The sequence below is a fragment of the Gimesia chilikensis genome (assembly GCF_007744075.1).
GTDB lineage: Bacteria > Planctomycetota > Planctomycetia > Planctomycetales > Planctomycetaceae > Gimesia > Gimesia chilikensis_A.
The window spans coordinates 240106-257828 of record NZ_CP036266.1 but is presented as its reverse complement, the minus strand read 5'-3'; the positions used below and the strand labels follow the sequence as shown (position 1 = coordinate 257828).

At 50.9% G+C, this 17723-nt stretch carries 19 protein-coding genes and 1 tRNA gene; 2 read left to right on the top strand and 18 right to left on the bottom strand.

All coding sequences use genetic code 11. The features are described 5' to 3' along the window. Positions 1-235 precede the first annotated feature (235 nt). The 15 genes from HG66A1_RS01055 to HG66A1_RS00985 form a co-directional block, all read right to left on the bottom strand. The gene (locus HG66A1_RS01055; protein WP_145180023.1) at positions 236-1303 is read right to left on the bottom strand and encodes a DUF1559 domain-containing protein; all 1068 of its coding nucleotides are present in this window, start codon (positions 1301-1303) and stop codon (positions 236-238) included. A gap of 406 nt (positions 1304-1709) precedes the next feature. Then, a complete protein-coding gene (locus HG66A1_RS01050) occupies positions 1710-2189 on the bottom strand; it encodes a hypothetical protein (protein ID WP_145180021.1) in 480 nt (159 codons plus the stop codon). 253 nt (positions 2190-2442) lie between these two features. Next, complete coding sequence (locus HG66A1_RS01045; RefSeq protein ID WP_145180019.1) at positions 2443-2946, bottom strand: DUF4375 domain-containing protein; 504 nt, start codon at positions 2944-2946, stop codon at positions 2443-2445. Positions 2947-2973: 27 nt separating this feature from the next. Next, the gene (locus HG66A1_RS01040) at positions 2974-3300 is read right to left on the bottom strand and encodes a hypothetical protein (protein WP_145180016.1); all 327 of its coding nucleotides are present in this window, start codon (positions 3298-3300) and stop codon (positions 2974-2976) included. Continuing rightward, positions 3301-3798, bottom strand: coding sequence for a hypothetical protein (locus HG66A1_RS01035; RefSeq protein WP_145180014.1), 498 nt, complete (start codon positions 3796-3798; stop codon positions 3301-3303). Between the two features lie 117 nt (positions 3799-3915). Next, positions 3916-5055, bottom strand: a complete 1140-nt coding sequence (locus HG66A1_RS01030; RefSeq protein ID WP_145180011.1) for a hypothetical protein — start codon at positions 5053-5055, stop codon at positions 3916-3918. A gap of 12 nt (positions 5056-5067) precedes the next feature. Next, positions 5068-7653, bottom strand: a complete 2586-nt coding sequence (locus tag HG66A1_RS01025) for an ATP-binding protein (protein ID WP_145180009.1) — start codon at positions 7651-7653, stop codon at positions 5068-5070. A 156-nt stretch (positions 7654-7809) separates the two neighbouring features. Next, positions 7810-8445 (bottom strand): prolyl hydroxylase family protein, encoded by a 636-nt coding sequence (locus HG66A1_RS01020; protein ID WP_145180007.1) that lies wholly within the window; start codon positions 8443-8445, stop codon positions 7810-7812. Between the two features lie 8 nt (positions 8446-8453). Then, the gene (locus tag HG66A1_RS01015) at positions 8454-8879 is read right to left on the bottom strand and encodes a hypothetical protein (RefSeq protein WP_145180005.1); all 426 of its coding nucleotides are present in this window, start codon (positions 8877-8879) and stop codon (positions 8454-8456) included. A 155-nt stretch (positions 8880-9034) separates the two neighbouring features. Beyond that, positions 9035-9352, bottom strand: a complete 318-nt coding sequence (locus HG66A1_RS01010) for a hypothetical protein (RefSeq protein ID WP_145180003.1) — start codon at positions 9350-9352, stop codon at positions 9035-9037. Positions 9353-9375: 23 nt separating this feature from the next. Then, entirely contained in the window at positions 9376-9846 is a 471-nt protein-coding gene (locus HG66A1_RS01005) for a hypothetical protein (RefSeq protein WP_145180001.1), read from the bottom strand. 183 nt (positions 9847-10029) lie between these two features. Continuing rightward, positions 10030-10662, bottom strand: coding sequence for a hypothetical protein (locus HG66A1_RS01000; RefSeq protein ID WP_145179999.1), 633 nt, complete (start codon positions 10660-10662; stop codon positions 10030-10032). 235 nt (positions 10663-10897) lie between these two features. Further along, the gene (locus HG66A1_RS00995; RefSeq protein WP_145179997.1) at positions 10898-11443 is read right to left on the bottom strand and encodes a hypothetical protein; all 546 of its coding nucleotides are present in this window, start codon (positions 11441-11443) and stop codon (positions 10898-10900) included. 254 nt (positions 11444-11697) lie between these two features. Further along, positions 11698-12138, bottom strand: a complete 441-nt coding sequence (locus tag HG66A1_RS00990) for a hypothetical protein (protein ID WP_145179994.1) — start codon at positions 12136-12138, stop codon at positions 11698-11700. Between the two features lie 162 nt (positions 12139-12300). Further along, positions 12301-12657 (bottom strand): hypothetical protein, encoded by a 357-nt coding sequence (locus tag HG66A1_RS00985; protein WP_145179992.1) that lies wholly within the window; start codon positions 12655-12657, stop codon positions 12301-12303. 181 nt (positions 12658-12838) lie between these two features. On the opposite strand from HG66A1_RS00985, the gene HG66A1_RS00980 reads away from it, so the two are divergent. Further along, positions 12839-13243, top strand: coding sequence for a hypothetical protein (locus tag HG66A1_RS00980; protein WP_145179989.1), 405 nt, complete (start codon positions 12839-12841; stop codon positions 13241-13243). A 161-nt stretch (positions 13244-13404) separates the two neighbouring features. Here the strand turns inward: HG66A1_RS00980 and HG66A1_RS00975 are convergent, their stop codons facing one another. The 3 genes from HG66A1_RS00975 to HG66A1_RS31790 form a co-directional block, all read right to left on the bottom strand. Further along, positions 13405-13845 carry a hypothetical protein gene (locus HG66A1_RS00975; RefSeq protein ID WP_145179986.1) on the bottom strand — a complete coding sequence of 147 codons (441 nt, stop codon included), beginning with the start codon at positions 13843-13845 and terminating at the stop codon, positions 13405-13407. Positions 13846-14034: 189 nt separating this feature from the next. Next, positions 14035-15645 (bottom strand): TROVE domain-containing protein, encoded by a 1611-nt coding sequence (locus HG66A1_RS00970; protein ID WP_145193635.1) that lies wholly within the window; start codon positions 15643-15645, stop codon positions 14035-14037. Positions 15646-16627: 982 nt separating this feature from the next. After that, positions 16628-16699, bottom strand: a tRNA-Cys gene (locus tag HG66A1_RS31790). A gap of 289 nt (positions 16700-16988) precedes the next feature. On the opposite strand from HG66A1_RS31790, the gene HG66A1_RS00965 reads away from it, so the two are divergent. Continuing rightward, positions 16989-17705, top strand: a complete 717-nt coding sequence (locus tag HG66A1_RS00965) for an SGNH/GDSL hydrolase family protein (protein WP_145179983.1) — start codon at positions 16989-16991, stop codon at positions 17703-17705. Positions 17706-17723: the final 18 nt, after the last annotated feature.

Here is a 17723-nt window from a genome sequence, read left to right as displayed (position 1 = left end):
CGGACTTCCTCCTCTAATGTGCAGATAATACTGCACATTGATCGCACTGGCAAGCTTTTTCTTGAGAGAATCATCACCAACTCAAGAATACAGATTGATGATCCACACCATCCACCAGTCAGGCGGTGCGCCTCTAACCGCTGCATCTCTCCAGATCACATGAGGTCAGGTTGATTCAGGGCACACGAGAAACTTGAAGACTGGCTCGACGAGAACAACATGACAGCATAGCCACTCAATACTGAGAGCTGCTTCTGCCCCGCTGGTCGCCACCATTCCAGGTCAGCGATTCCGCGTAGATTTCCTGATTGATGTTCTCACTCACAAACGTCACGCGACCATCCACCCACAGCATGTTCACACCACCCGTGTGTCGGGAATTGGGAGCCGGCATCAGCCCCTCCGATCCTCCCGCGGGATGCGACACAGCCGCATTGATCCCATAGCGTTCCAGGTCGGTGGAGATGATCTTCAATGACGTCGGCGACGCCGTGTCGTTACCGGCCGACGATTCCCCTTCCAGCCAGATCCCGTCATCGCCTATGCCGAACGCAACCTGACATAACCCGGGATTTCCAGAGACCGGCGTACTGTTTCCGGGATAGATCACCGATTCTCCCAGATTCCCGGCATAGATGTTTTCGGTCATCGCCACCGTATTCGAAGTGCCGTCACCCACGTTGACGCCCGAGACATTCACCGGCTTATCAGACCAGAACATCCCCGTACCCCATCCGCCGTCAGCCGTCTCCGAATCATGGCGGTTGGACGCGATCACACTGAAGGGAACGCTCGGAAGAGAATAACCAGGCTTTTGAATAAATCCAGGCGCAATCGGCGTCCCGTTAATCGAACTGCGCCCCGCATAACCAAAGTTGACCACGTACGTCAGCTGCCCCGGCTTGCCTGACGCAGACCCGTCATCGGGGCACGTATAAACGGGAATCGAAACCGTACTCAGATCGTAAGTCGGCGTCTGCTTCAATGCCTCATACACGGTTCCCTGTTCGACGTAAGGCAGCAGGATGACCGCCCACGAACGATACTCGCCCGGGTCCCCCTCGTGAATTCCAATCATCGGAAAGTCGCCGTCATAAGTCGAAGCAAAACTATGCAGCGCGATTCCGAGTTGCTTGAGATGATTCTTACACTGAGTCCGTCGTGCGGCGGCACGCGCCTGCTGCACTGCAGGCAACAGCAGCGAAACCAGCATTCCAATAATGGCGATCACGACCAGCAGTTCAATCAGGGTGAAACCACCCCGACGCTGCACCCCGTTCTTCTGTTTGTGACAAGCGAACATCGATCCCCTCCAGGTATGAATTTAAGCAGATAATTCAACATCAATCGGGTCTGAACTGGAGCGTGCGCACAGCGCCAGCCTCCAGGTGTCCGCCTTGAAATACCGATGGGTGAGGGCGACGCCAGCCGCCAATCCGAAAATCGGCAACTATAAAAATGACCCGGACCGAAACTATACTGAGGAACATGTTGCCGTACAATTAAACATGTTAATATTGGGTAAATTTAGTGTTCAAAATGACAAAATGACGCAGTTTACGTGACCGGAGCCTGTCATTACCCGAGCAGCGTACCAGCACACATCACTGAGGATCTGCGACCCGGCGGTTCCTGACTGAACTTCAGCGAAACCGGCCGGGCCTACGATTTTCATCGATTCAGATCCGCATTCTGCTGAATGCCGTCTGTTACCGCTCTGACTCGTGATGCCACCAGCCGCTCGGTTTATCAGCGTCTTCGCCTTCGAACATGCGCCTGTTACTATCCAGTTCGTCGGTGAACAGGTCAGACAAAGGGGCAGGCACGATACTGCAACCGTAGCAGCGCGTCACCTTATCGTGACACTCGGTTATCGTATCAGGCACCTTCAGCAGCAGGCGACTGCCCATCCTGAGTAGCGTATGAACGCAGTAGGCACGCAACACGACACTCTCATCCTGCAGATGATCGTAGAGTGCCTGCTCGGTTTCCGGATGCTCATACACAAGCCAGTCGGCCAGTTGAGATCCCAACGGAATCTCTTTCATGCCAATGGGCCCCGGTCCGCGGTACAGTGCCGGCAGGGACCGCCAGACAGCAATAATCCGCGCTAAAGCCTCATCCAGCGGCAAGGAACGGTACTCGTCGAGACGCTCATCATTAGTAATGAATCTGGGAATACGTCGCATAATAATCTCCTGTTTAAATAAAAAGACTCACTTCAAATCCCTGAAACATTCAGGGAACACAATGGGGGGTAGAATCGGCAAACTTTTGTCAAAGAGACAATGAGCCGGGACCATCCGGAGAAGGGGTAGAAACTCAAAGGGAGGAGGTCGCTCGTGCGCGAGACAGGACCTCTGAATGAACTCCCGCGGCCGGGTTGTAGAGCAGCATTGAGTCACACGACGGAAAAAAACTGCGTCGCGCGTACCTCGTGCTTCAGCCGTCTATGATCCCCAGCGCCCGGTGTAGCACGGCGCTGTGATTTCCTGCATACGACTCTGCGCAGGCCAGCATGTCGGAATAATCGATCTGCGCATCGAGTGTCTGGATGCCATCAGAGGCGGCATCCCATTTATCACCATGCAGTTTCTCGAAACTAGTGATGGCGAATTCGTCGAGCCCTGACCGATCCTCCTGGATCGCGTCATGAGTCATTCCGGCCTCATCCGCAACCGCCAGAATTTTCTCAAGCAGAGCCGCCTGAGATTGAGCGCCAATCGTCTGCAATGCGGTAATGGTTGCCCGCGTATACCTGCCGCTACTGTTGCCGATGAAATTATCGATCCCATTCATGGCAACTTCAGTATCAAAGTCCAGGATAAGCATCAGCACCGCCACGGGATCCGCAGCATTACAGATCCGACCATCCTCGCGCATATCGGTAAGCGGCGGTTCGTAGATTCTGATAGAAAGCTCACCCAGCAAGTCCTCTGGTGTCATGCTCGCTTCTCCCACGTGCGGAGTTTTTTAGAAACCAGCAAAATCAAACTTTGCTTGCTTTTGTCCACAACGCGGACATTTCACAATCTGGTCGCCGCGTATCCCCAATCCAGTCATCAGTGTCGCATTCTCACCAAATTGTTCTGCAAAGCATTCCTCAATTGAAGATTGAAGACGATCGTCAAATTCTTCCTCGGACTCACCTTCCCTTGGTTGGATACAAATATGATGTAACTTTTCGTCACCATCCACAACAACGGGAACGTAATAATCGGGTGATGAAAAAAGGTCTCTCCCATAACCTTCAACGTTTGATACGAAGCCACAGGGGCATTTTAATCTGTAACTCCACATTTAGAGTGGTCCTGTTTCAGTATGATTCCGTGAAAGGTAGTCATCCAGCTGGATACCTAATCCTTCTTCGTCGTAGGTATTTTTCAACCCAAACGGACGGACATCGAGTCCCGGTGCAGAAATTGACCATTCCCGATCCTGTTTCTGTACCGCGAAATAAGTAGTGCCATTTGAGAAGCACGCGAGTCCTTCATTGCGGTCAGAGGTGTATTCGAACGGACCAGCTGTAGCCGGGCGTGACTCCAGAGCCGTCAATCGAAATCCGTGCCTGTCGGCAACATCGGCAATGGGCAAAATCCAGAAATCGTCCGGCGAGGCGATCAGGAAAGAGACTGTCAGTTCTCGCAACCGCTCCATAGATCCATGAGCGGCGTGTACAATGCAACGGGCGATTCGACCCGTTTGACCGCTGGCCACAAGTTCTGCGATCGCTGCCGGGGCCTGCTGTTCATCAAAATCGTCACGCAGGCGATCAATAATGTCTGCTTCGAGTTCCATGGTTGGGCTATCATCGTTGAAAAGGATTAAAAAACGTCAGCACTTTTTCATGTTATACCTGCCTGAACTGAATCTGGGTGTGGCTCCTCATCACCCCCGTTGATCGGAAGTCAGACCTCAATCCAGATTGGAAACCACTTCCTGAAGCCGCTCTCTCCGGCTGTTGACCGCTGCCTGTCTCCAGTCACAGCCAAACGCCTGATCCACTCGACGAGCGATTTTGTCCGTACGTCGGATGGCAGCCTTGGCCTTCTCAATCCGACGGATCACTTCATCCTTCGCAACGCGCAACTCACTGGCCACGACCTGCGGTGACTGATACCAGAAATCTTCTGCCGGTTGCATGCCCACAGCCCAACGCACTGCGGCGAGCCGGATATCGAGTATCAGCAGACTGAAAGTGAACTCTAATTGAACGCTGCGTTTCCCGGGAAGAGCCTGTTTGAGGACGTCTATCACGCCGGACCTGCGATCGCCCGGATCTCCGTTTGTTGCATCAAGTAATCGCGCACGAACCTGTTTTTCGATCGCCTCATGGACGCGCGTCAAATCCGCATATTCCATGGCGACTCGACGTTGCTGCTGTGCATGATGAAACACGTCCTCAGCACGACCGTCATAAAGGGCAAGCTCGGCCTGAGAGTCCGCGAGATCGGCTCGAAATCCCAGGCATTCGGTCTCGCCATCACGCTTCATGATTTTGATCCATTCCTCGGCCTGCGAACGTCGATTCAGGCGCAGGTTCGCCAGGCAGCTGTTAGAAGCAGTTGCGTGCGCATGGTTCATGGTTGCCGGGCCGCGTTCCGACCAGGCCTGCTCTGTGGCATTGAGGGCCTTCTCATCCTTACCCTGATCTTCCAAAAACAGAAATTCATACAACCGGAAGTCGGAAACAGTTCCATCAAGAGCACTTCTGGCAAGACTCTCCAGTTCTGCAAGCCGCGTTTCTAACTGCGTCAGATCGGGATTGTAAAGCCGCAGCAGATTGAAAGTCTCTTCTCGCATTTGGTACAAAGACTCATGACGCGGCGCCTCCCAGGACTCCATCGTAAGCAGGCGATTCAATGCGCCCAGCGGTTTACCCGCACGCAGCAGGCTTTGTACCTCGAACAGGCCCAACTGGAATGCCATTTCATCATGGCCGGCCTGCTTCGCATCCTTGCAAACTTGACCTGCCAGAACTCCCGCTTCCACAAAGCGTCCCTGTCTGTAAGCTTCTCGCGCATGTTCGATCAGTATGTATGCTTCCGGTTCCATTGATGACAGCCTTCAATTCAGTGATTTGTGGACGTTATCCAGAAGTATGCTGGCAAAGCCCTTATGTTCATCCAGGCAGTCGGCGAGATCTTCCGCGGTCACTTTTCGCCAGCGCTCCTCGGTAGGGAATCTGCTCACCAGGGTACGAACCATTAATGCATCCAGCGTCACAGGCTTAAACAGCTCGATGAGCCGCCTGGGGGAAAGAAAACGCTGCCGCGCAGAATCCTTAAGCAGCTGCGCGACGTTGACATCTTTTTGCATTTCGTGGTCGAGATACTCCGCCAGCGCTTTATCTGCCCGCCCGCTGTAGTCAATACAATTCTGATCGCCCGGGTCGAAGGGCATGTCCTCTCGCAGTTCGTGCGTCTCATCGCGCAGAAGTACAAACGGACGTGAGCGAGGATCAAAGCGAACCGCACCGGTTTCCAACATCACCTGCGGTTGCCCGGTCGTGGACTCGACAATAAATGCGTCAGCCCGATTCATCAGCCGTCGAATACCGTCGGTCGATTTCTGCTTCAGGTCACGAGCCAGCAGTAACTCACATTTCCAGTAGTCTTCCACAACGGTGCGGACGGCGTCGATGACGTCGTCGAACTCCGCAGCCTCTGGTGTCACCATGAAGACACAGCGGTGCTGTCGCTCCGGATTTTTCGCAGGCACCACATCCAGCTTGGGCTGGTCCCGCTCCGGCTGCAGTATCATCGCCTCTTCCATCTCAGACACAGTTTCCCAGTGTTTCACTAACAGCCGATGCATCTGCTGATTCAGAATCTGAGTATTTTCCGTCGTTAAGAGATCTTGATTAAAGAGAATCGCATTGTTGTAGATTCCGCTGAGAATTTCATCCACGTCCGGTTCGCCGAACAACTCGGGATGTTCGGCAATATCACGAATCAGGCTGTTGTCCGCATTAATCGTGAGCCGCATTGCTTCTGCCGAGGTCATCTGGAGCAGCGTCTCCGCCATCTCACGCATACTCTGGGGAGTATTGGGCTGATTCAGCAGATCCTCTGCCTGTTGATGCATCTCGGAACGCTCGGTGGTGCGAATCAGTGCAGCCAGCTCTGTGGGCTTGAACTTCCGCGCCTCGACACGGATCGATCTCCCTCGGGGCTTGACCACCTGTTCCATGCGTGTTGCCAGACGTTGAAAGCGAACTTCTTCCTGATGTTCTTCCAGGTGGCGAAAGATGTTCGGGTCGTCAACCTGGTCGACGCGAATAATTTTGATAGAAACATCTTTGAACTTTGCGTATTGCTCCAGCAGCAACATTTCAAAGGGACCACTGGCGTCAATCACCAGTGAGTTCGCAGATTCCGCCATATTGAAATACTGATTCGCCGAGAACGCCGTGGCGAAACAGGGCAGCGCCTGGGGCCCGGATTCCGACTTAGGCAGCGCCGAAAGAATTTCAGGCAGGCGTCGCCAGTAAAAGCCGCTATAGCTCTCCTCTTCACTCGACTTGCCACCACAATTCGTCCGCCACTCGAGCAGGTTGGCCACGTTGCGGAACAGTTCATCGTATTCGTAGCAGGCAGCCTTGATGCCGATATCATGATATTTCAGGATTCTCTGGAAACGTTGTGGCTCGTCCAGCGAAAGTTCGCGCAGTTGTTCAATGATGAGATGCCCGAATTCTTCTTTGATGCGATCGGTGACCTCGTCGCGCACAAAGTTGTCACGCGCCGCGGTGGGGGTGATTGCGGAAGTATTGATCACTCCCCGGACAAACCGGGCCCACGGCGGCAGCAGGTCCGTCGTTTCACACAGAAACATTCGTTGCAGATACAGCCTGACTCTTCCCGGAGGCTGTTCATGATTGGGCAGCGAACGCTGATCGGAAATGTAAAGGACCCCTTGCGTTGGACCAGGGTCCGCAATGTCGACATCAATAATCGCCAGCGGACTGTCGGCCATGGTCTTGGCCAGATAGTCTTGTGTTTCCCGGGTACGCGTCTCCCGGTTCAAATCGTCACGCTCCCAGGGCATGATCATCTGGTTGATCGGTTCGCGACTGCCGTTCAGATGAATCGGCACTTTCAGCATGTCGGCGTATTTACGAATGACATTGTCAACTTCTTCCGGATGGATAACCCCTTTGTCCTCTTCCCCTTTCAGGAAGACCGTCACAGTCGTTCCAAATGAGTCCTTACTGACCTTGGTTACCGTGTAATCCTGTGTGCCGCTGTTTGACCACTTCCACCCGTCGTCGTCCCCCACCTTCCGTGTTTCGACTTCGACACGCTCAGCCACAATGAACGCCGACAGAAAGCCGATGCCAAACTGGCCGACCAATCCGGTAACGTCCCCCTTTTCCAGACGCGTGGCGCCACGGCCGATAACAGCCAGGTACTCGCCGATATCGTTGAAGTCCATACCGAGACCGTTATCGCGGATAATGAACTGCAGTTCGTCTGGTCGGCTTTCGACATCGATCCGGGGTGAAAACCCATCGGGTTCACGTGATTCACGACGCAATATCCCGTCATGCGCGTTCTGGATGAGTTCACGAATGAAGACGCGTTTTTCGCTATACAGATTCTTGGCCAGTAGCTGGATTAAACCTTGGAAATCAAATTCCATCTTGGGCATAGTGTCACCTTTTATCTAAAGTCGAATCGGTCGATTCGATTGAGTCCGCCGGGTTGCTGAGTCGTGGGAGCTGATTCTCACTCAAACTGAAAAGAACTTCAGGAACCGATCTGCATAATGCTGAATTGCCTGTTTCGCATTCTGCTCCCCCTGGAATCACCATTCATCATCATCTTCAGCGTCGTACTCATCTTCATAATCGTACGCGGCCTCTGCCTCTTCGGCGGCAAACATCACATCCGTACGCAACACATACTTGCGGCCCCGCGTCACCGGTTCGCCTTTATGATGAATCGCATGCTCAAAGAACAACGCCATTCCCTGTTGCGGGACGACTTTGAATTCATCGAACATTTCCTCGGAATAGGAATCCTCGAAAGAGGTCTCTCCCCCTTCGAAGTCATCATTCAGATAGATGATCAGCGTCAGATAGCTCTGTTCGCCGTTATCGCGTTCGAACGGAAAGTCCTGGTGCCAGTTGAACTGCTGCCCGGGATCGTAGCGATAGAAACGTAACATTTCGTTAACGCCGATCGCCGACCGGTCGTCATACTGATACGGCACAAAATCGCCGGCCCGTTCCCACAGCCACGCGGCGATTTCTTCGTTCTGTAACATCACCCGCTCATTATTGCGGAGATCTTTCCGCAGGACCTGGCCCCGCGGGCTGGAGACCAGTGCATCTTCGTAGCCAAAATCTTCGCTGATGCGAATGTACTTCTGGCACTCCTCGGGGGTTAAAAAATTCTCGACAGTGAAAACAGAGTCATTGAGCCAGTTTTCTTCAGGCATGCAGCAGATTACCCTTCGGATGTGAGTTGTTTCTGTTCCTGGTACCACGGTTCCGTAATCTCGATGGCGGAGATCACCAGCTGACAGAGATCCGGCGGCGGACCTTGAGATTCGGAACCATATTGGAATTTACAGACGGATTCCTCTCCGTCCCCGTTCATAAAACCCACGGTAAGACAACAGGTTTTGCCCTGGGGTTCAGGATCGGCGTAGCCCCCCTCCCATTCTGTGGTTTCGGGCTGGATCCGCGACTTCAGTGCCTCGAACATTTCAGACGACCGTTGATCGATGAAGAGCTGCTTTTCAGTATTGTCTTCAGAACCGGTCCCCATCCGGTTGACCGTCCCGTCTGCAGTCAGCAGGAGGAAAAGCACCTGTTCGTCTGCGACATGCATCGTGATAAAGATACCGTTGACGTCTTCAGCAGCAAACATGGGGGAGTCTCCTCTGACAAGACAGCCTGCACTGAACGAAATGCGAACTGATTCATTCATTAACGACAGGGAGAGTGTAATTTTGTCTATTCGCGCGCCATTGTCAAGTGAATACGCTCATCGTCGTTATGACGAACGCAGATCTCACCTTGAATTCAGACAGACCTTCGCACATCAGCGTCATCGGAACGCAGCACAAACGTAATTTTGGAGTGCGTATCGTCTTCGGGATTTTGCCACTCACTCACCCGCAGCAGGTACCCTGCTTTTTCCAGCGCCTCAAGATCTGAGAATAGCATGCCGTCCAGAATCTCGCTTGGTAAATGCTGGCCAGCCGCTGCCAGCCAGTGATATTGTCCATACGGCAGATAGCCCAGGTACTCTGTTTCATAAGTGAATTCCTGCACCGCCTGACCGTCAAGTGCCGACTGCAGTCGCTCCAGTAAATCGAGTTGTGGCCTGGTTAGTTCCATAATGAAATCGAGTAAAAAGATTCTTACTCATTACCCCCCCCGCTTTGGTACACCACTTCATAGGAATCTGAATAAAGCGGAAAATATCTGATTGCCAGGAGAACATTTTCACCGCTCTCTTTCCCTGTTTGTGCGTCACATTCCTCTATAAAGTCGAAATGAACGCCACTCTTAAATTCGATTACTTCTGGGCCCGTTCCGTGGCGTCTGACAACTCGAAATGGAATCTGTTCATCCTGCAGGAGATCGACAACCTCCGGGAAAGTAAACTCTTTTCCCGCCTTGAAAAACCAGGGATCGACCTGGAAATGCTCGTTCTGATAATCAAACAGGTCACCATCCAGCAGATGATCATTCTGTATGGCCTCGATTTCTTTCGTATCAGTTTCATAAAAAAACTCATACCATCCATAAAGAAAGCCACTCGAAGCACCACCAAAGTCAGTCTCATCACCCGGTTTTCCCAGCAGCGCAACGGCTGCATCCCGATGCATGCCAATTTTAACTGGTCCAAATTCACCAGTCAGTGCGAACTCTTTGAGTGAGATTGTCAGCATCTAAATCCTTGTTGAGTACATCCCAGAAGTTGGCTGATTGAATTCAGGTTCGAGAATTTCATTGCCCAAAAAAGGTGTCAGGTCAATTATAAAAGAGTCCTACAACTTTTCTCTCTACATTTATGCCCATTCGTTTCCCATGAGTTCTCTGTAATTGATCACATAAATCCCCTTTTCAGAAATTGCGTAATCCACTCCAATCAAATACAGCTCAAAGTAATTATCAAAGCTAAGATCAAGATTCAGTAAGTCACAAGTAAGAGCCCATTGGAGGTGTGCGTTGCTGGCTAATCCATAGAAAGCATTACTGAGAGCCCTGAATTTGACATCATTTTTAGACAAATGTTGAACAAAATAGTTGGCCATATCATGATAAAATAAGCAATTCAGCTCACATCCAGCATATTCCGCGAACTTTTCTTCGTCACTCATAATAGCATTTACACCGTAATCCATCGCTTGGATGAGGGAAGGAGAATCAATAATACGCCGTTTTTCTTTCAGATCTTGGAGAACAAGATTTGTAATTTCATTTTCAGTTTTGTCGTCTGCTCGAAAATCTAAACGAAACATTTTATCGAGAATACGAGATTTATTTGGGATATAGCTAAACACTGTTTCTAGATCACTCTTTTCTTTTTCAGTAAGAGATTCAAGATATAGCTCCATAAACATACTTGAGAAATGGTCTAATTCAAAAGAGCGTTTGTGTTCACAAAAACTCATCCAATCGTTTATCTCTTGTGAATCCATATTCTATTCTCTAATTGATCGAGGAAATGGTTTGGGTAGGAGTTCCGGGTCAATCTTCCATCTATTAAGCAAGTGAAAGAAGTCGTCGTTTAAAGCCTCTATGAGACGTGCTACGACGGGGCCAGGAAAGGTGTCAGGAATCTTTGATTGACGCAGCGCAACTTCAGTCGCTCCAGTAAATCGAGTTGTGGTCTGGTTAGTTCCATAGGATGACTTGGATCAGGGAGACACACAGCTACTCTCCAGAGTTTCCATTCTGGATTCCCACTTCACTTCTCCATTGAATCAGTGCCTGATTCTCAGATAACTTCGGAAAGACTTCCAGTGAAATCTCAACAAACATCTGTGCAATCTCCTGCAACATCGATTCAAAATGTGAAAATTCGATGTCATAACCTTCATGCACTGAATGATCGCAGTCTCTCATATCAAACGACACGCGATAGAGACCATTCTTTTTTTGCACTAATACGTCAAAGTTGAAACCTTGTTCAAAAAAGTGGATTACAAAGCTACGGACGTGTTCATTCTTTGATGCAGAGATAACCTCTGGCAACTGCTCCAGGAATATTGAAAGTTCACAATCAATGGGCAGCAGTATATCCTCCCCGTCACCAAAACAAAGCTTAAACTCAAAAGCTCCACTTTCATAAAGCGCTCGACAAACTGCAGAGATCACGGCGGGGGCATAATCCACAGAGTCATACAACTCCAGCCGAGCCTTATTCTTCAGGGATTGATAGGCATCTGATTTGACCGTAAATGAAAACATGGCGTTCATTAAATGGAACCTAATGAATCTGGCCAAAGTAGTGACACACGAGAAACACTCTTAATGACTCACTAAGCTGATCAGACTTCGATCAACTCGACCGCAGCGACAATCTAAATAAGTGGACTAGATCTCTTATACTTCTTCACTTCCTTGCTGTCTCGTTACACCCCGCTCTGGTACACCACTTCGTCTGTGACTTCACGAGTTTTGGCATCACATCACTCATTACGGGGCTTAACGAATCCAGACACTTTTTCTGCTCAAGTTCCTTTTAACTTTTCTCCATCTTCTTCACTAAGATGAACTAGGAAATAAGATTCATCCAGACTTGGATTAGTATAATGTTCACACCAAACCAAGTGAGGAAATGTAATATCAGTCGATATATCTTCTCCCGTTTTGGAATGACAAAGTGGACATTCCCAATATAGATGGACAGGCAAATCATTTGCGAAGCTCCCGTAGACTTTTCCTCCGATATGTTGGATTTCAACCTCTCTCGGTACTATACGCCATCCTTCAGTTTCATCATCTATTGCCCAATGTGCGCCTAATCTATACTCATAACCTTCTTCAGGCTTCCCGTAAGCATGACATCGCTTCACTGCCTTCACTGCTTTTTCTTCAGAACTGGAAAATACAAATACTTTATCTCCCCAGTATCCTTCATAAACAAAGATGAGTTCAGATTTCGGGATCATAATTCTCTACCATAGATATCTCATAAAATGAACCAGGGCGTTTTTATTGACTGCCGTTGAAGATCATTGTTTTCGCCAGGCATGGAGTCTTCCACTGAGAGAAATCAGTTCAATATTCAAGTATTAACGTTACTGCGTTTATCATTCACAATTAGTCGCGTGTTACTTAAATTCAGGAAGTTGGTCTTCGAAGTTTGCGCAAAGAAAAATGTCGACCTTCAGTTGTTGAAGGTTCTGACAGATCGTTCTAGTCGTGTTTATTTGCCGAGACAATGTGATTTCCTTACTCAGAGGCGTTGCCTCCAGACGATAGCGATAAAACAGAAAACCATCTTCGGTTTCTGTCTGAGATTCGTCGTAATCATCATTTTGATACATCTCGATCCAATTACCTTCGAAGTCAATTGAGTTAACTTTGCGCCCTCGTGCTCCCCTTAAGCCTGCTGACATTTGCCTGATAATTGAGGAAATAGTTAAGTCTGTATTCAGCATAATGATAAATTGTAATGCGCTATCCATCTTTTCTTACTCTTTTGATGAGAGGAAAATACAGTTGTGCTATTTTCATATCTCATGATAACTCATCACAAGAATAAACACCTCGGGCCCGATTTCTATGATCAACTTGAGTTTTCAATAGAGCATAGTCAGAGCTCCTGTTTCATCAACAGCATTTCACATCGGTTAAGAAGGCATTCACGTGGGTAGCAAGACCATCGTTTATGGGTTCATCGAATTAGATCCCCAATTCAACCAGGAAAATCGTCAGGCATTTGACGCTTGTCCTTTTGATGCAAAATATCCCTTCACAAATATCTTTGGAACAGAATTGCCGGGTTACGAATCCTCCACTGTCTCGTTTGCCGGGACGTTCAAGTCTTTGATCGAAGACTGGAATGAATGGGAAATACGATTCGACCAACTGCTCGCGTCACTCTATTGTCGCTCCGCAACCGTTCGAATGAGCGACGATGTTCATGGCGAGTTTGTAATTCAATATGTGTGTAACGATGGTTGGGAATCCACACTTCAGCCATACCAGCGAAGATGGAAGACTGACTTTGATGGATTAGAATCCGAAGAAAACCACCTGCGACAGAAATAAGGTTCAATAAATCATAGTCTGCACAATATTAGTACTGGGAACTGTTACCGAAACATGTCTATCTCTCGCCCGCTCTGGTACACCACTTCGTCTGTGACTTCACGAGTTTTGGCATCACATCACTCATTACGGGGCTTAACGAATCCAGACACTTTTTCTGCTCAAGTTCCTTTTAACTTTTCTCCATCTTCTTCACTAAGATGAACTAAAAAGTAAGAAGCTTCCAGACCTGAATTTTTTCGATGTTTACACAAAACTAAATGAGGAAATTTAGTATCAGCTAATATGTCATCTCCCCAGTTATACCCACAGGATGGGCAGTCCCAGTAAAGATGGACCGGCAGGTTGTTTGGAAAACTCCCGTAAACTGTACCATCGATATGTTGAACTTTAACTTCTCTAGGTACTATGCGCCATCCTTCACTTTCATCGCCGATTGCCCAATGAGTTCCTAGTCGATCCTCAAGATCTTCTTCTGGCTCCCCATAAGCATAACATCGTTCTAGAGCTTTTAGAGCATCCTCTTCCGTACTACCAAACGCAAATTTCTTATCTCCCCAGTATCCTTCATAAACAAAGATAAGTTCAGATTTCGGGATCATAACTCTCTTCCATAGACATAACACTTTTTTAATTTCCTGATCTGATCAGGAAAAGGTATCTGGAAGCTTGAGTCAAGTCATAAACAATCAATCGAGTTTCCCCTCATATCATTGGCTATCACCAGATCCCAAAACACCCCTGGCCCGATTTCTCAGACCAGGGGTATCCCAGATAACCAACCGAGCCGATCAGATTTCGATCGACTCGACCTCGGCGACGAACCGGCCGGCGTCGTTGCCCAGGAACGACGCCACCACGTTGAACACCGCGTCACTGAAGCCGCCCATGTTCAGGATGTCGTCGCGCTCCGGAGCCTGTGACGAACCGTAAGGCTGGATGTCGATGCATACCAGCTTCGGATCCGTCACGCCCAGTCGCCGCTGGTTCTCGATGAACCGCTGCCACTCGGTCATCACGCCGGTCGAACCGTAACGGCCCTTCCGCACCCAGCTCTCGTTGTCGCTCACCAGTACGCAGCCGGCGAACGCACGCTTGCTGAGCTTCGTGTTGGCCACGTTCAGCGGGATCGAACAGTCGGTACCACCGCCGCCGTACTTCGCCAGCCGTGCCGACAGACTCAGAATCGAGTCCGACGGATCCAGGCGGGCCTGGTAAGGCCGGGTATCGAATGGAATCACCACGCTGTCCGGGTTACGTCGCAGCACAGCCGCCGCAAACAGTGCCGCAGCATCCACACACGTCATCCGACTTGTAGCGCCACGACGCTGCCAGCCGGTAACCGGACACTGCATCGAACCGGACGTATCCAGACCGATCACGACCGGACCAGGCAGCTCCGGCACGTTACCGCAGGCAAGCTCAGCCGCCTGGTGCAGCGCCGTCTGAATCTTGCGAGGCACTTCGGCACTCACATTCAGATAAGCCGCCAGGAACTGGTACGGAAACTGTCGCGACTGACGGATCGCCTCCGCGTCCGCCAGACGGTCCGCCACATAGTCCACCAGCGCCGCATCCTGGAACACGTCGTGTCGCAGCAGCGTATTCAGGTTCATCCGCAGCGCCTGTGGTCCCATCTGTCGGGCCAGCGCCTTCCAGACCAGTGGACTCTTGGCCGCATCTGCCAGCAGATCCCACCGCACAGACAGATTCTCAACGATCTCTGCCTGCGCCTGGTCAGTCTCTGCCTGACGATACGCGATCAGCTGTCGCACCTGCCGTGGCAGATCCGCTGCGGTCGCCGGTGCCCACTTGGCAGGCTCCTTATCCGTCAGCCAGCCGAACAGCGCACGTCGCTCGTTGTCGACAGGCGTTGGTCGTGCCAGTCGCAGTACGTCGCGCAGGCTCGGATCGTGACCGATCGAAGCCGACAGCAGTCGACCCACCGAAGCCTCGTTCAGCCAGCGCTGAAACGCCCGCTGCAGACTCGATGACAGACCGGTTCGACCAAACTGACCCGAACGGATCATCTGGAACAGCGTCCGCAGTACACGACCGTTGTCAACCACGCGATCAAACACACGGTGCATCAGCTCGGTGTCCCGCGTCGACAGTGTCGCCAGCAGCGCTGCCGGCATGTCCTTCATGCAGGCCCGCTCCCGCGCATACACGGCCAGCTGTGCCAGGTAGCGGTCATCGTCCACCTGGTCAATCAGCGTCCGCAGAGTATCCAGCTGTGTCTGCGCACCGGCGTAGAACACGTTGTTGAACGTTCCGGTTGCCGCCAGCTGCGCGAGCGCATGCTTCGGCTCGAATTTATAAGCGCGACCGCCGGCCTCGTTACGCGAGTCCGCACGTGGATACTGATTCTGGCGATTTGAAAACAGAGTCTTGTTGGCCATCATAGCCTCCTTTAAAAAACGGGTCCGGCGAAAGACGCATCAGTCCCCACTGACGGCAGCCGGATCCTGTGCAAAGTTTGCATTTAAGGGGTCTGGTCTCCTTATTTAAGAGACCAGACCCCTTAAATGCAGCTTCAATAAAAGCACTCGACGAGGTATTCGAGCAGAGTCCCACCCTGCCTCTCCGCGCGCACGCGGAGTCCAGGGTCCGGCCCCGATTTAAATATTCAGTGGGCCGGGCAGGAATTGAACCAGCGAAACCATGTACTCCACTCCAGCAGTCGAGTGAGTCGCTTAAGAAAGACCGACGAAGTTGTGTAAAGAGAGTTTTCTTCTGATGCTTCTACCATTAAAGCTACAACGTGTTGTGCGGTTGCACGCGGCGCTGGTGGGATTCGAACCCACAACTAACAGATCACTATGTACTCCCCTTCGGCAGTCGGTCCTGTTTGCATGTGACGCTATTTGCGTCTCGGCTTGTCGACGATCAAAGTTTCGGTCTCCTTGAATGCATGCGATCCGTCTGCTGACAGATCGTCTTTCGACAGTAAATACAACCGACGAAGTGGTGAACCAGAGTTTCTACGGTGCTCTACCATTGAGCTACGGCGCGACTCGCTTTGCGAAATAGCGCTGGTGGGACTCGAACCCACAACCCCCGGGTCGTAAGCCATGTACTCCAGATCGGCAGTCGGTCATGTCTTTTTTTAAAACCCAACGAAGGGGCATCGAGATTGTTGCCTCTTCGGCCGTCCTGATCGGTCGCATGTGAAACCGTCAGTCGACACGCGCCAGACCATCTCACAGAGATGCCGTTGCGCTCACCTTCCCTGGATCACTCCAGGTTAGCTACCTTAGGACCGTCATAATGTAATCCCGACAGGCAGTTGGATTTTCAACAAACCGGCCAACGAAGGAATGACACAGACATCGGTTCTTTTTGACAGAAAGATGTAGTCCGCATCGGCAGTTGGCTGGTTTAAGACGCCGGTGGGAGTCGAACCCACTTAGAACTGCTTTGCAGGCAGTCGCCTGGCCATCTGGCTCCAGCGTCAGTTTTACTCAAGTACCCCGCCAGGGAATCGAACCCCGTCTAATGGTTCCGAAGACCATCGTGCATCCATCACACCCGCAAGGCAGATCAATTCGTTCACAGACAAAACACCGCTCGTCTGTTGCCGATAAAAGACAGTGAACGTTCAGCAGGGGTTCGCTGTTTTCTGCAGGAAATTAATTTCATTGGAAAACAGTCACTCTGATTTCTCACAAGTCCTGCTTGACCCGCCTGCGCGTCTCGCTGATACTGGATGACTTCGCACACCATTTCCTCAGGAGATCATCAGATGCCTCGACTGACCGACCACAGCCGAATTCTCACAGCGTTGTTGACGGTTCTATGTCTGACTTCGCTCGCAACAGCAGAACAGAAACAGGAAACCAAAGTAGATCCCAACCTGCCCCGCGTGCTGATTATCGGCGACTCGATTTCCATCGGTTACACCAAACCCACTATCGAACTGCTGAAAGGGGTCGCGAACGTCGAACGTGTCAAAGCCAACTGCGGTGATACAAACCGGGGTCTCAAAAACCTCCAGCGCTGGCTGGGCAAAACCGACTGGGACGTGATCCATTTCAACTGGGGCCTGCACGACCTCTGCTATCGGCACCCCGATTCAAAAACCCAGGGACACCGCGATAAAGTGAACGGCACCATCTCGGTCCCCCTCGACCAGTACGAGAAAAATCTGGAAGCGCTGGTGGAGCAACTCGAAAAAACGGGAGCCACATTGATCTGGGCGACCACCACGCCGGTGCCGAAAGGGGAAGCGGGCCGCGTCGTCGGCGACGATTTGAAATACAACGAGGTCGCGGAAAAGATCATGAAACAGCACGGCATCAAAATCAACGATCTTCACAAACTCGCTTCAGGCTTTGAAGCCCCCCTCTGGGCCGGCCCGGGAAACGTCCACTTCAAAACCGCCGGCTCCCAAAAACTGGCACAACAGGTCGCCCGCGAAATCAAAACCGCATTGCCGAAGAATAAACCAACTCAAGAATGAAATTACCATTCAAAACGA

What these genes read in the sequence shown, in the direction of transcription:
- HG66A1_RS01010 (WP_145180003.1), bottom strand. Translation starts at nt 9,352, where the DNA reads ATGGAACTAACCAGGCCACAACTCGATTTACTGGAGCGACTGCAGTCG.
- HG66A1_RS00985 (WP_145179992.1), bottom strand. Translation starts at nt 12,657, where the DNA reads ATGGATAGCGCATTACAATTTATCATTATGCTGAATACAGACTTAACT.
- HG66A1_RS01020 (WP_145180007.1), bottom strand. Translation starts at nt 8,445, where the DNA reads ATGCCTGAAGAAAACTGGCTCAATGACTCTGTTTTCACTGTCGAGAAT.
- HG66A1_RS01015 (WP_145180005.1), bottom strand. Translation starts at nt 8,879, where the DNA reads ATGTTTGCTGCTGAAGACGTCAACGGTATCTTTATCACGATGCATGTC.
- HG66A1_RS01030 (WP_145180011.1), bottom strand. Translation starts at nt 5,055, where the DNA reads ATGGAACCGGAAGCATACATACTGATCGAACATGCGCGAGAAGCTTAC.
- HG66A1_RS01055 (WP_145180023.1), bottom strand. Translation starts at nt 1,303, where the DNA reads ATGTTCGCTTGTCACAAACAGAAGAACGGGGTGCAGCGTCGGGGTGGT.
- HG66A1_RS01050 (WP_145180021.1), bottom strand. Translation starts at nt 2,189, where the DNA reads ATGCGACGTATTCCCAGATTCATTACTAATGATGAGCGTCTCGACGAG.
- HG66A1_RS00965 (WP_145179983.1), top strand. Translation starts at nt 16,989, where the DNA reads ATGCCTCGACTGACCGACCACAGCCGAATTCTCACAGCGTTGTTGACG.
- HG66A1_RS00990 (WP_145179994.1), bottom strand. Translation starts at nt 12,138, where the DNA reads ATGATCCCGAAATCTGAACTCATCTTTGTTTATGAAGGATACTGGGGA.
- HG66A1_RS01005 (WP_145180001.1), bottom strand. Translation starts at nt 9,846, where the DNA reads ATGCATCGGGATGCAGCCGTTGCGCTGCTGGGAAAACCGGGTGATGAG.
- HG66A1_RS01000 (WP_145179999.1), bottom strand. Translation starts at nt 10,662, where the DNA reads ATGGATTCACAAGAGATAAACGATTGGATGAGTTTTTGTGAACACAAA.
- HG66A1_RS01035 (WP_145180014.1), bottom strand. Translation starts at nt 3,798, where the DNA reads ATGGAACTCGAAGCAGACATTATTGATCGCCTGCGTGACGATTTTGAT.
- HG66A1_RS00995 (WP_145179997.1), bottom strand. Translation starts at nt 11,443, where the DNA reads ATGAACGCCATGTTTTCATTTACGGTCAAATCAGATGCCTATCAATCC.
- HG66A1_RS00975 (WP_145179986.1), bottom strand. Translation starts at nt 13,845, where the DNA reads ATGATCCCGAAATCTGAACTTATCTTTGTTTATGAAGGATACTGGGGA.
- HG66A1_RS01040 (WP_145180016.1), bottom strand. Translation starts at nt 3,300, where the DNA reads ATGTGGAGTTACAGATTAAAATGCCCCTGTGGCTTCGTATCAAACGTT.
- HG66A1_RS00970 (WP_145193635.1), bottom strand. Translation starts at nt 15,645, where the DNA reads ATGGCCAACAAGACTCTGTTTTCAAATCGCCAGAATCAGTATCCACGT.
- HG66A1_RS01025 (WP_145180009.1), bottom strand. Translation starts at nt 7,653, where the DNA reads ATGCCCAAGATGGAATTTGATTTCCAAGGTTTAATCCAGCTACTGGCC.
- HG66A1_RS01045 (WP_145180019.1), bottom strand. Translation starts at nt 2,946, where the DNA reads ATGACACCAGAGGACTTGCTGGGTGAGCTTTCTATCAGAATCTACGAA.